Below are 12920 nucleotides of genomic sequence, written 5' to 3'. Positions count from 1 at the left end.
AACTCAGCATGGATAAAGCACTTTGACTACTTCATCTATCTCTGATAAGAATGATACTTTATATAATAAAAACTTTATCCGCTTTTGTCAATTTATATGACTATCCTTGCGGTTCTACAACGACAGCACGGTAAGGTTCGCGACCCGATGAAAATGTGTTGACGTATAGATTATCTTCTAGTTGGTTATGAATAACCTTTCTCTCGAAAGAAGGCATTGGATCTAGGTATACAGGTTGTCCTGTTGCAACTGCTTCTCTGGCTGTTTTTTCAGCTAATTTCTTCAAAATTTCAGTACGACGGTGACGATAATCAGCTGTATCTAGTTGAATTGACAAACGGCTATATCCAATGTGGTTCAAGTAGATTTGTGCCAAGTTTTGTAAAGCATTGATGGTTAGTCCATGTTTACCAATTAGTAGACCTTCTTGTTCAGTCTTGAAATTAATACGAGCGAACTTACGGTTAATAATCTTAGGTTGTAATTCGGCTGAAACGCCCAATTCTTCAACAATTGGCTTCAAATAAACCACTAAATCTTCCATGGCTTGTTCGTTTGAATGATGACGTTTCTTAGTTTCTGTTGTTTCTTCTGATTGGTTGTTAATCTTAATGTTTTTTGTTGGTGTTTCTGCGATTTCTTGAGTGTTTGATGCATTTTGATGTTTTTTAACGTCGATTTCGACGATTGCATCACGTTTTCCGATTCCAAAAAAGCCTTTACGGTTTGTTTGAACAATGTTGATTTCAGCATTGCTCTTATCAACGTTTAGTGACTTTAGTCCTTCCTCGATCGCTTCACTGACTGTTTTAGCAGTAAATGTTGACATGTTGGGACTCCTTTTAAAAATAAACTATGTTATTAATAATATCACAAAATAGCGGTCCAATGATACACAAAAAAAGCGTCTGATTATAAAATCAGACGCTTTTTTATTATTTACGACGAGATTTTTTAGCTTTGCGAATTGCTTTTTCAACATTACGCTTGTGTTGCTTTTCAGCACGAAGCTTTTCTTCTCGTTCTCTTTGAATCTTCCAAGGATTTTGAATAAACAATGTTTGTACAGCTTGGAAGGCATTTGTTACTACCCAATAAATTGAGATCGCAGCAGGAATATTTAATGCCATGAAGAAAATGATAACGGGCATCCCGAACATCATTCCTTTTGTCATCCCATTTTGCTCAGGTTGTGACTTCATTGCTAGCCATGAACTAATGAAAGTAAATACGGCGGCTAGAACCGGCATAATAAAGTATGGGTCTTTGTGTCCTAATTGTAACCATAGGAAATGACCTGACTTCAAAACATCTGTACGCCAGATAGCTTGGTATAAGGCCCACAAGATTGGCAATTGAACTAGTAGTGGTAAACAACCAGCAACAGGATTAACGCCTGCTTCAGCATATAGCTTTTGTTGTTCTTCACGAAGTAACTTAACAGTTTCAGTATCCTTTGATGAATACTTCTTTTGAAGTTCCTTTAACTTAGGTTGTAGTTCTTGCGTCTTCTTCATACTCTTGGTTTGATAAATCATCAAAGGCAAGATAATGATACGAACGATGATGGTAAAAGCAACGATACCCATTCCATAGTTAGAACCAAAGAATTTAGCTAACCAAATGATGGCTCTTGAGAAATTAAGTACGATAACTCCATCCCATAGACCGGTACTGTGTGAAGTAATTGGTTTATTACTACATGCAGTCAAGAAAAATACCAATCCTAAAATTGAAGTAAGTGAAAGATACTTTTTAAATTTTTTCATTAGTCTTCTCCCTCAACATAATCAGAATCAAGCAAGTTTGCTAATTTTAAAACATGCACCATATTCTTCTTAACTTCTTCCATTGATAGTTGGTCGGCTCTTGGACGAGCAATAACCAAAAAATCAACATCTTGTTTTAGATATGGCTTTAATTCTGTCAAACTTTGTCTAACTCGTCTTTTAACCCAGTTTCTATGAACGGCATTTCCAATCTTCTTACCAACTGAGATACCGACTCTAAAATGGGGTTGATCAGGCTTTTCCATTTGATAAATGACAAAAGTCCGATTAGCAACTGAATTATGTTTTTCAAAAACATTTTGGAATTCTGCTTCTTTTTTGACGCGGTATGACTTACGCATAATCCATCTCCATTAAATTTTGTTCAATATAATGAAAAAGACCACTGAATGGTCAGTGGTCTATACAGTCAATGACTTTCTACCTTTTTTACGACGGCGAGCTAAAACTTTACGACCGTTGCTAGTGCTCATACGACTACGGAAACCGTGAGTACGTGCGTGCTTACGTTTCTTTGGTTGGTAAGTTCTCTTCATTACTAACCCTCCCTTATATATTTTGTGTGTTTCTTTTCTATGTCAAATACATTTCCTAAACATAATACCATAAAAAAATTAATGATGAAACATAAAAATCAAATTCTTTCCCTAAAGAGATCCATTTTTTATCCACATTTCAATTTGTTTCATACACATTTTTTGATTTTTCCTGTTGATTAAAATTTTGCAATTAACAGTCTTTTCCACAAGTTTTCCACAAGTAAACAACCTGTTATTAGAATTATTCACAAGTTGTGCATAACTTTTTGTTTTTATTGATATATCGGTTATACTTACCTGTGGATTATTAACAATTTTCTGTGGAAAACTAAAAAATGAGATGATTTTAATCAAGTTATCAACAGGTTGTGGAAAATAAAATTAACAAGGTGTGAAACAATTATACACAAGTAAATATGCTTGTGGAAAACTTTTTTTTTTAATGGTAAAATTACTAAAGATTTTTAACGGGAGGAAATGATTCATGGATAAAGACTCATTATGGGAAGCAATCAGTGAAGCTTTTGAAAAAAATTACTCCACTACAACCTATTCAACATGGATTGCTACAGTTAAGCCCATTAGCTTAGTCGGAAATGAGCTAACGCTAGAACTTCCATCTCCTCTCCATCGTGATTATTGGGAAGATAAGTTAGAGGACTCTTTAGTAGAGTATTCATATCAAATAACTAAAAGAGATATCGTTCCAAAATTTGTTTTAGAAGGAGATCTTAGGAGTTCTAATAAGAAAAATGATGCCGTTAAAGAGAATTCAGGCAGCGTAAACAATAATGAATTCTTACAAAACAGCCATCTAAATCCTAACTATACATTTGAATCCTTCGTTATCGGTAAAGGTAACCAAATGGCGCATGCAGCGGCGCTAGTTGTTTCCGAAGATCCAGGAAAAATGTATAACCCACTTCTTTTGTACGGAGGTGTCGGTTTAGGAAAAACCCACTTGATGCATGCAATTGGTAACAAAATCTTAGAAGACAATCCAACTGCAAACATTATGTATGTAACTAGTGAATCATTTACCAACGATTTCATTAATGCCATTCAAAATAATGAAACAGAAGCATTCAGACAAGAATACAGAAACGTTGATGCATTACTAGTTGATGATGTTCAGTTCTTTGCTGATAAGGACGGGACTCAAGAAGAATTCTTCCATACATTTAATGATTTGTACGAAAATAAAAAACAAATTGTTTTAACTTCTGATCGTTTACCTAATGAAATTGCAAAGTTGCAAGATCGTTTAGTTTCTCGATTTGCTTGGGGACTTCCAGTAGATATTACTCCTCCAGACTTAGAAACAAGAATTGCTATCTTGCGTGCAAAAGCAGAAGGAGACGGGATTCAAGTTCCCCCAGATACGCTTAACTACATAGCTGGTCAATTTGATTCAAACGTTCGTGAACTAGAAGGAGCATTGTCACGTGTTCATGCATTCGCTAACTTCAAAAAAGTTCCAATCACAACTGATTTGGTTTCAGAAGCTCTACGCGGTCTTAACCGAGAAGATTCAAAACCAGAAATTACGGTTGAAAACATAATCAAATCAGTTTCAAATTATTACAACGTTTCTATAGACGACTTAAAAGGGAAAAAACGTGTTAAAACAATCGTTATCCCTCGTCAAATAGCAATGTATTTAAGTCGTACCTTAACTAATAGTTCTCTTCCAAAGATTGGCAGCGCCTTTGGCGGTAAAGATCATACAACTGTCATCCATGCTTACGATAAAATAGCCGATGCAGTTCAATCTGATTCAACAATCAAAGAACAAATCCAAGAACTAAAGGAAACATTAGAGAGATAAAGTCTGTGGAAAAATGTGGTGACTTATCCACAACTTATCCACATGTGTAAAACTTTGTATCCGTAAGAGCAAATAGAGTTTTCCACAGTATACACAGGCCCTACTACTACTGTTTTAACTATATATATTAATTAATATTAAATATTACATGCGAGGAGACATTCAAAATGAAATTTTCAATCAAACGATCAGCATTCATTCAAGGGATAAACATGGTTTCAAGAGCTATTTCATCAAAAACCACTATTCCTATTTTGACCGGTCTAAAGTTAAGTGCATCAAATGAAGGTTTGATTTTAACTGGTAGCAATGCTGATGTTTCTATCGAAACTGTTATTGATAGAAACGATGCAGATAACGAACTAATCATCGAAGAAGAAGGTTCAATTGTCTTACCTGCTAGATTTTTCAGTGGAATTGTTAAAAAATTACCTAGTGATAAAATGACACTTTCTGTTGCTAATGGTTTTCAAACTGAAATCACTTCAGGAACATCATCATTCACTATCAATGGTTTAGATGCAGCAGATTATCCTCACTTACCTGAAATCGAAAACGATAACGAAATTTCATTATCAGGTGACGTATTCAAGGAAATCATTAACCAAACTGTTATCGCCGTATCAAACCAAGAAAGTCGCCCTATCTTAACTGGTGTTCACTTCGTGCTAAAGGACGGTACTTTATTTGCTGTCGCTACTGATTCACACCGTCTAAGTCAACGTAAAGTGGCCCTACCTGATAACCAAGGTGAATACGACGTTATCATTCCTGGAAGCAGTCTTTCAGAATTATCAAAGATGATTTCAGATGATACTGAAAACGTTAAAATGAAGATCACCGAAAACCAAGTGTTATTCACTATTGGAAACACTTACTTCTACTCTAGACTACTTGAAGGAACATACCCTGACACTTCTAGATTGATTCCTAAAGAATCAGAAACTAATGTTCAATTTGATGCCTATGAATTACTTGGTGCAATTGAAAGAGCTTCTCTTTTATCTCACGAATCAAGAAATAACGTTGTTAAACTAACTATCAAGGCAAATGTTAAACAAGTAACCATCTCTGGTAATTCTCCAGATGTTGGTAACGTTGAAGAAGAAGTTGAAAGCAAAGAAGTTGCTGGAAATGACTTAGAAATTTCATTCAACCCTGATTACATGAAGGACGCTTTACGTGCATTTGGACACTCAATGATTAATGTTTCATTCACGTCATCACTACGTCCATTTACCCTTGTTCCTTCTGAAGATGCTGAAAACTTCATCGAATTAATCACTCCAGTACGTACATTTTAGGGATTTTAATAATTAATTTAATAAAACGCGATTTTCGTCTAATAAAGAGGTCGCGTTTTTTAATTTACGAATTAATAATTGTTTGAAATTTTGTAATTTTAGTCTAAGATATACTAAAAGGAGGGGTTTGCATGTCTAAGATAAAGTCAATCCAGGATTGGACCTACAACAATGGATTAGATTTCACATATCTAAGTGATCCTAAAACAATTCAATACTTAACTGGGTTTTATAGTGATCCGGTGGAGAGGGTATTAGCATTAATCGTATTTCCTGAAAAGGATCCTTTTATGTTTGCACCCGCATTGGAAGTAGAAGCAATTAAAGATACTGGTTTTCCATATGATGTTTATGGATACTTAGATCATGAAAATCCATGGCAAAAGATTGCTGCTCATATCCAACAAAGAGTAGCAACGCCAAAATCAGCAGGAATTGAAAAAGAAAGCTTAACAGTTGCACGTCTAGAAAATTTACACAGAGAGTTGCAAGATGTAACTTTTGAAACGGACGTGACTGATTATTTGAACACAATGCGTTTGATTAAGACTCCAGACGAAATCGAAAAGCTAAAGGAAGCGGGTAAAGAAGCAGACTTTGCTTTTGAAAAAGGTTTCGCTGCATTAAAAGCAGGGAAGTCAGAAAAATCAGTCGTAGCTGAATTGGAATACGCACTAAAGCAAAAAGGTGTCATGGAAATGAGTTTTGATACCTTAGTTCAAGCAGGAGCACATGCTGCTGAACCACATGGTGCGACCTCTGATAATTTAGTAAAAGAAAATGAAATGGTGCTATTTGATCTAGGAACAGTGCATGATGGTTATATCTCAGATGCAACCAGAACTGTTGCAGTTGGTGAAATTAGCGACAAACAAAAAGAAATCTATGATGTCTGTCTAGAAGCACAATTAGCTGCGATGGATTTCGTTAAACCAGGTGTAACAGCCGAAGAAGTTAATAAGGTCGCAAGAGACATTATCGAAAAGGCAGGATATGGTAAATACTTCATCCACCGTCTAGGCCATGGAATGGGAATGTCTGAACACGAATTCCCATCAATCATGGAAGGTAATAAGATGGTATTGAAACCAGGGATGTGTTTCTCAATTGAACCTGGAATTTACGTGCCAGGATTCGCTGGAGTTCGAATCGAAGATTGTGTTTATGTAACTGAAGATGGCTGCGAACCATTTACCCATACACCAAAAGAAATTAAATATTTATAAAATAAGACCCCTTAGAAGCTTATCTAAGGGGTTCTTTTTGCGTTTAAATTGATTTTTTTAGGATATGAGCGATTTTGGCATAGATTTAACAAAATAGTAAGCACTTTTATATAATTGCTTAGAAAGGCGAAAATCAGCTTATAAACTATACTTTTGACCATCAAAAGGGTATAATAATACATAGGAAAAGGTGGGTGAAGTTTTGAAAAAGAATGTTTTCATCGATACCGAATATATAACATTAGGTCAGTTGTTAAAGGAAGAGGATATCGTATCTTCCGGTGGTCAAGCTAAGTGGTATTTGAAGGACCATGCAGTGAAACTAAACGATGAACCTGAAGATCGTCGTGGTAAGAAGTTATACGACGGTGATAACGTTGAAGTTATTGATGTTGGTTTGTTTTTTATTCGCAAAAAGTAGGCTTTATTTATGAAATTAAGAGAACTCAAATTACGTAATTTTCGTAATTATAGCGATGTAGAGGTGCAGTTCTCACCTTCAATTAACGTCTTATTGGGTGATAATGCCCAGGGAAAGACCAACATGTTAGAAGCAATCTATGTTTTGGCATTAACGCGTAGTCATCGTACCAATAATAATCGTGATTTGATTAATTGGGAAAATGAAAATGCACAGGTCTATGGCGAGATTGAAAAGGAACTAGGCACCACTAAATTGGAAATCGATTTGGGGAAGAAAGGCAAACGTGCGAAGGTAAATCAACTCGAACAGGCCAAGCTATCCTCTTATGTGGGTGAACTAAACGTGATTTTGTTTGCTCCGGAAGACTTATCCATCGTTAAGGGAGCGCCAACGGTTCGTCGTCGTTTCATGGACATGGAGTTTGGTCAAATGAGTAGCCAGTATTTATACAATAATTCTCAATACCGCAAGATTTTAAAACAACGAAATAATTACCTAAAGCAGCTACAGCTAAAAGAGGCTTCAGATAAGCTTTATCTAGATGTCTTATCTGATCAATTAGCTGCATATGGTGCCAAGATAATTTTTCAACGTTTAGAATTATTGAAGAAGTTGCAGGGATGGGCAGCAAATATTCATTCCGAAATTTCTCAAGGTAAGGAAAAATTGAAGTTTAAATATGTTTGCGCATTAAAGAAAAAACAGCAGACCAATGAAAATGACATTTACACAGGTTTAAAGGAATTGTTTGAAGAAAACAAGGACAAAGAAATTAGACAGGGTAATACGTTATATGGTCCACATCGTGATGATTTACAGTTTATTATCAACGGAAAAGATGTTTCGACATTTGGCTCACAGGGCCAACAAAGAACATCAGCACTTTCGGTTAAGTTAGCCGAAATTGATTTGATGAAGGAAGAAACGAATGAATATCCAATCCTATTATTGGATGATGTTTTATCCGAGTTAGACGATAATCGTCAGACTCATTTATTGAAGTCAATTCAAGATAAAGTGCAAACGTTTTTGACGACTACGAGTCTAAGCGGAATTGCTCGTGATCTAATATCTGATCCAAAAGTGTTCAATATTTCAAGCGGGCAAGTCGTAGAAGAATAGTCTGAATTAGGGGAGGAATAAAGTTGACTGAAAATGAAAAAGAAGAACAAAGAAGAAAAGCTGACGAATATAATGCCAGTCAAATTCAAGTTCTAGAAGGTCTAGAAGCGGTACGTAAACGTCCAGGTATGTACATTGGATCTACCAGTGTTCAAGGTCTCCACCATTTAGTATGGGAAATTATTGATAATGGGATTGATGAAGCCCTAGCTGGGTTCGCTGATACCATTCACGTGACTGTTGAAAAGGATAATAGTATCACAATTGTCGATAATGGACGTGGGATTCCTACTGATATCCAAGAAAAGACCGGAAAACCAGCCCTAGAAACAGTATTTACCATTTTGCATGCCGGAGGTAAGTTCGGTGGTGGCGGATACAAAGTTTCTGGTGGTCTTCACGGGGTTGGGGCATCAGTTGTTAATGCATTATCAACTGAATTAGATGTAACCGTAACCCGTGATGGTAAGAAGTACTACATGGACTTTAAACGTGGTCACGTTAATACCAACATGAAGTTTATTGGTGATGATGACCCTGATAACCATGGTACTAAGGTTCACTTCCTTCCAGATCCAGATATCTTCACTGAAACAACTACTTACAACATCAAAACTTTGACTGAAAGAATTAGAGAACTTGCTTTCTTAAACAAGGGACTAAAAATTTCACTTCGTGATAATCGTCAAGAAGAACCAACCTACGAAGAGTTCCACTACGAAGGTGGTATTAAGCACTACGTTGAATACATCGATAGTGACAAGACACCATTGTTCGAAGAACCAATCTATGTTGAAGGTATGGAAAATGACATTTCAGTTGAAGTGGCACTTCAATACACTGATGATTACCACAGTGAAATGAGAACATTTACCAACAATATTCACACCATCGAAGGTGGTACTCACGAAGAAGGTTTCAAACGCGCATTAACTCGTGTTATTAACGATTATGCTCGTAAGAATAACCTACTAAAAGAAAAAGACGATAACTTAACTGGTCCTGACGTTCGTGAAGGTTTGACAGCTGTTATTTCTGTTAAACATCCGGACCCACAATTCGAAGGACAAACTAAGACTAAGTTAGGTAACTCAGACGCAAGAACTGCTACTGATCACATTTTCTCAGAACACTTTGCTAAGTTCTTATTTGAAAACCCAACACTAGGTAAGCAAATTGTTGAAAAGGGTGCATTAGCTTCTCGTGTTCGTGCCGCTGCTAAGCGTGCTCGTGAAGTTACTAGAAAGAAATCAGGGCTAGAAATTTCTAACTTACCTGGTAAGTTAGCTAACAATACTAGTCGTGACCCTGAAATTTCTGAACTATTCATTGTCGAAGGGGACTCCGCGGGTGGATCTGCTAAGCAAGGTCGTTCTCGTTTGACTCAAGCCATCTTGCCAATTAGAGGTAAGATTTTGAACGTTCAAAAGGCGACAATGGACAAAATTTTAGCCAATGAAGAAATCAGATCAATGTTTACAGCAATGGGTACTGGTTTTGGTAATGACTTTGATATTGAAAAGGTTCATTACCACAAACTAATTATTATGACCGATGCCGATGTCGATGGTGCCCATATTCAAACGCTTCTATTGACTTTGATTTACAACTACATGCGTCCATTAATCGACGCTGGATATGTCTACATCGCTCAGCCACCTTTGTATCGTTTACAACAAGGTAAGATGATTAGATACATTGCAAATGATGATGAATTGGAACAATGGAAGGCTCAATTGCCTGCATCTCCAAAACCTAGCATCTCTCGTTACAAGGGTCTTGGTGAAATGGATGCCGAACAACTTTGGGATACTACTATGAACCCAGATAACCGTCGTTTACAAAGAGTTGAAGCCAAGGATGCTGCACAAGCTGCCGAAATCTTTGATATGTTGATGGGTAACAAGGTAGAACCACGTCGTAAATTCATTGAAGAAAACGCCACATTCGTTGAAAACTTAGACATTTAACATGGATGTTTCATGTGAAACATTTTAATGTAACGACCATGAATTGGAGGTAAAAACATTGGCCAATAATGAAGATTTATCAAGCCATCGTATTGAAAACGTTGACTTATCTGAAAAAATGAAAACATCATTCTTGGACTACGCAATGAGTGTTATCGTTGCGCGTGCCCTTCCTGATGTTCGAGATGGAATGAAACCAGTTCATAGAAGAATTCTATACGATATGCGTGAACTTGGTTTAACACCTGATAAACCATTCCGTAAGTCTGCCAGAATCGTAGGGGATACTCTTGGTAAGTATCACCCCCATGGTGACGCGGCGGTCTATGGATCAATGGTTAGAATGGCCCAAACATTTAGTTATAGATATCCATTGGTTAATGGACATGGTAACTTTGGTTCTGTCGATGGTGATGGTGCCGCTGCCATGCGTTATACCGAAGCAAAACTAAGTAAAATTGGTATGGAAATGTTAAGAGACATCAACAAAGATACTGTTGATTTTCAAGACAACTTTGATGGTAGTGAAAGAGAACCAGAAGTACTACCTTCCCGTTTCCCAAATCTACTTGTTAATGGTGCTTCAGGAATTGCTGTTGGGATGGCTACAAACATTCCACCTCACAATTTAAGTGAAGTAATCTCAGCAATTCATATTTTAATGAACAATCCAGAAGCTACTACTGCTGACTTGATGGAAGCATTACCTGGACCTGACTTTCCAACAGGTGGTGTCGTTTTAGGTAAGTCTGGAATTAGAAGAGCTTATGAATCAGGTAAGGGTAGCATTGTGCTACGCGCTAAAACAGAAATTGAAGAACAAAAGAGTGGTAAGCAACGCATTATCGCCACTGAAATTCCATACATGGTTAACAAGGCGAAGTTAATTGAACACATCGCCAACCTAGTGCGAGATAAACGACTAGATGGAATTACCGATATCAATGATGAATCTGACCGTGACGGTATGAGAATCGTTATTGATGTTAGACGTGATGCATCTGCTCAAGTTGTTTTAAATAATCTGTACAAGCTAACATTAATGCAAACTAGCTTTAGTTTTAACATGCTAGCTATCGTTGACGGTACTCCAAGAATTTTAAGCTTGAAAGAAATCTTAAATGAATACTTGGAACACCAAGTTAACGTTATTAAACGTCGTACTGAATACGAATTAGCTAAAGCTGAAAATCGTGCTCACATCCTAGCCGGTTTAATCGTTGCTTTGGATAACATTGATCGCGTTATTACAATTATCCGTGAATCACAAACCTCAGCAATCGCTAAGGATCAATTAATGAGTGAATTCTCACTAACTGATAAGCAAGCCCAAGCTATCTTGGATATGCGTCTTGTTCGTTTGACTGGTTTGGAACGCGACAAAATTGTTAGCGAACATGCTGAACTATTAAAAGACATCGAACATTACAAGGAAATTCTAGGTAGTCGTGAAAAGATTAATGAATTAATCTATCAAGAATTATTAGAAATCCAAGAAAAATACGGTGATGAAAGAAAAACTGAACTACGTGTTGGAGAAGTTCTAAGTATCGAAGACGAAGATTTAATCGCTGAAGAAGATATCATGATTACATTGACTCACAACGGTTACATCAAGCGTACAGCTACTTCAGAATTTAAGAGTCAAAACCGAGGTGGTCGTGGTGTTCAAGGAATGGGTGTCCATGATGATGACTTCATCGAACACTTACTAGCAACTACTACCCACCACTCATTACTATTCTTTACCAACTTAGGTAAGGTTTACAGAATGAAGGGTTACGAAATTCCTGAATACGGTCGTTCTGCTAAGGGTATTCCAATCATTAACCTATTAGGAATTGATACAGATGAAAAGATTCAAGCTGTTATTCCAGTTGATGATAAAGAAAGTAACGACGGTAGATTCTTATTCTTCACAACCCTAAAGGGAACTGTAAAACGTACACCAATCGATGAATTCCAAAACATCAGAAGTAATGGTCTAAAGGCTATTCACTTGAAGGATGAAGATGAATTGATGCGTGTATCAACAGTATCTGAAGACCAAAACATTATTATTGGTACACACTTAGGTTACTGTGTCAGCTTCAAGGTTTCAGATGTTCGTTCAATGGGACGTTCTGCTACAGGGGTTCGTGGTATTCGTCTAAGAGAAAATGATTACGTAGTTGGTGGAGATGTATTGGATCCAAACGACAACGTCTTCGTTATCTCTGAAAACGGTTATGGTAAGCAAACTCCTGCTTCCGAATACCAAATCAAAGGCCGTGGCGGTAAGGGTATCAAGACAGTTAACGTGACTGAAAAGAACGGTCCATTAGCTGGATTGACTACTGTTTCCGGTGATGAAGATATCATGCTTGTTACTGATAAGGGTGTTATGATTAGATTTAGTATTTCTGACGTTTCACAAACTGGCCGTGCTACTCTAGGGGTTCACTTAATTAAGATTGATGAAGATTCTAGAGTGTCAACTGTTGCCCGTGTTCAAAAAGAAGACGAAACAGAAGATAATGCTGAAGAACAAACTGCTAATGTAAGTTCTGATGATGCAGAATCAACTGAAGAAATAAATAATAACGACGAAGAATAATCGTCAAACAAAAAAAGCTTTCATTTAGGACGTCAAATCCTATGATGAAAGCTTTTTTATTGTGGTTGTTCATCAATAAATCTATAATTAAGCCTTAATATACTTAAAAATAGGGGGTGAG

The 12920-nt window shown here is 36.7% G+C and carries 11 protein-coding genes; 7 read left to right on the top strand and 4 right to left on the bottom strand.

Features of this window, described 5'->3' with window-relative positions; genetic code table 11:
• Positions 1 to 100: 100 nt before the first annotated feature.
• From jag to rpmH, 4 genes are all read right to left on the bottom strand, one after another.
• Positions 101 to 829 carry an RNA-binding cell elongation regulator Jag/EloR gene (gene jag / locus FD688_RS05705; RefSeq protein WP_138742165.1) on the bottom strand — a complete coding sequence of 243 codons (729 nt, stop codon included), beginning with the start codon at positions 827 to 829 and terminating at the stop codon, positions 101 to 103.
• Between the two features lie 106 nt (positions 830 to 935).
• The gene (gene yidC, locus FD688_RS05700; RefSeq protein ID WP_054450956.1) at positions 936 to 1769 is read right to left on the bottom strand and encodes a membrane protein insertase YidC; all 834 of its coding nucleotides are present in this window, start codon (positions 1767 to 1769) and stop codon (positions 936 to 938) included.
• Entirely contained in the window at positions 1769 to 2131 is a 363-nt protein-coding gene (rnpA, locus tag FD688_RS05695) for a ribonuclease P protein component (RefSeq protein ID WP_138742164.1), read from the bottom strand. The genes yidC and rnpA overlap by 1 nt, the downstream gene beginning before the upstream one ends.
• Positions 2132 to 2191: 60 nt before the next feature.
• The gene (gene rpmH, locus FD688_RS05690) at positions 2192 to 2326 is read right to left on the bottom strand and encodes a 50S ribosomal protein L34 (protein ID WP_034530627.1); all 135 of its coding nucleotides are present in this window, start codon (positions 2324 to 2326) and stop codon (positions 2192 to 2194) included.
• Positions 2327 to 2813: 487 nt separating this feature from the next.
• On the opposite strand from rpmH, the gene dnaA reads away from it, so the two are divergent.
• The 7 genes from dnaA (at position 2814) to gyrA (ending at position 12799) form a co-directional block, all read left to right on the top strand.
• Positions 2814 to 4157 carry a chromosomal replication initiator protein DnaA gene (gene dnaA / locus FD688_RS05685; RefSeq protein ID WP_138742163.1) on the top strand — a complete coding sequence of 448 codons (1344 nt, stop codon included), beginning with the start codon at positions 2814 to 2816 and terminating at the stop codon, positions 4155 to 4157.
• Positions 4158 to 4324: 167 nt separating this feature from the next.
• Entirely contained in the window at positions 4325 to 5461 is a 1137-nt protein-coding gene (dnaN, locus tag FD688_RS05680) for a DNA polymerase III subunit beta (RefSeq protein WP_053791241.1), read from the top strand.
• 131 nt (positions 5462 to 5592) lie between these two features.
• Positions 5593 to 6687 (top strand): M24 family metallopeptidase, encoded by a 1095-nt coding sequence (locus FD688_RS05675; protein ID WP_138742162.1) that lies wholly within the window; start codon positions 5593 to 5595, stop codon positions 6685 to 6687.
• 202 nt (positions 6688 to 6889) lie between these two features.
• Positions 6890 to 7108: a S4 domain-containing protein YaaA gene (gene yaaA, locus FD688_RS05670; protein ID WP_171819640.1), complete on the top strand. Its 219-nt coding sequence runs from the start codon at positions 6890 to 6892 to the stop codon at positions 7106 to 7108.
• A gap of 9 nt (positions 7109 to 7117) precedes the next feature.
• On the top strand, positions 7118 to 8233 hold the full coding sequence (recF, locus tag FD688_RS05665; RefSeq protein ID WP_138742161.1) for a DNA replication/repair protein RecF: 1116 nt from the start codon (positions 7118 to 7120) through the stop codon (positions 8231 to 8233).
• A gap of 23 nt (positions 8234 to 8256) precedes the next feature.
• A complete protein-coding gene (gene gyrB / locus FD688_RS05660; protein ID WP_138742160.1) occupies positions 8257 to 10203 on the top strand; it encodes a DNA topoisomerase (ATP-hydrolyzing) subunit B in 1947 nt (648 codons plus the stop codon).
• Positions 10204 to 10321: 118 nt separating this feature from the next.
• Complete coding sequence (gene gyrA / locus FD688_RS05655) at positions 10322 to 12799, top strand: DNA gyrase subunit A (RefSeq protein WP_412174681.1); 2478 nt, start codon at positions 10322 to 10324, stop codon at positions 12797 to 12799.
• Positions 12800 to 12920: the final 121 nt, after the last annotated feature.

It is taken from the genome of Apilactobacillus kunkeei, assembly GCF_005930975.1.
GTDB lineage: Bacteria > Bacillota > Bacilli > Lactobacillales > Lactobacillaceae > Apilactobacillus > Apilactobacillus kunkeei_E.
The sequence above is the reverse complement of the archived record's forward strand: the minus strand, read 5'-3'. Positions and strand labels throughout refer to the sequence as shown.

Coding starts and splice junctions, on each gene's coding strand:
- rpmH (WP_034530627.1), bottom strand. CDS start 2,326: ATGAAGAGAACTTACCAACCAAAGAAACGTAAGCACGCACGTACTCAC.
- dnaA (WP_138742163.1), top strand. CDS start 2,814: ATGGATAAAGACTCATTATGGGAAGCAATCAGTGAAGCTTTTGAAAAA.
- jag (WP_138742165.1), bottom strand. CDS start 829: ATGTCAACATTTACTGCTAAAACAGTCAGTGAAGCGATCGAGGAAGGA.
- rnpA (WP_138742164.1), bottom strand. CDS start 2,131: ATGCGTAAGTCATACCGCGTCAAAAAAGAAGCAGAATTCCAAAATGTT.
- dnaN (WP_053791241.1), top strand. CDS start 4,325: ATGAAATTTTCAATCAAACGATCAGCATTCATTCAAGGGATAAACATG.
- recF (WP_138742161.1), top strand. CDS start 7,118: ATGAAATTAAGAGAACTCAAATTACGTAATTTTCGTAATTATAGCGAT.
- gyrA (WP_412174681.1), top strand. CDS start 10,322: ATGAAAACATCATTCTTGGACTACGCAATGAGTGTTATCGTTGCGCGT.
- yidC (WP_054450956.1), bottom strand. CDS start 1,769: ATGAAAAAATTTAAAAAGTATCTTTCACTTACTTCAATTTTAGGATTG.
- FD688_RS05675 (WP_138742162.1), top strand. CDS start 5,593: ATGTCTAAGATAAAGTCAATCCAGGATTGGACCTACAACAATGGATTA.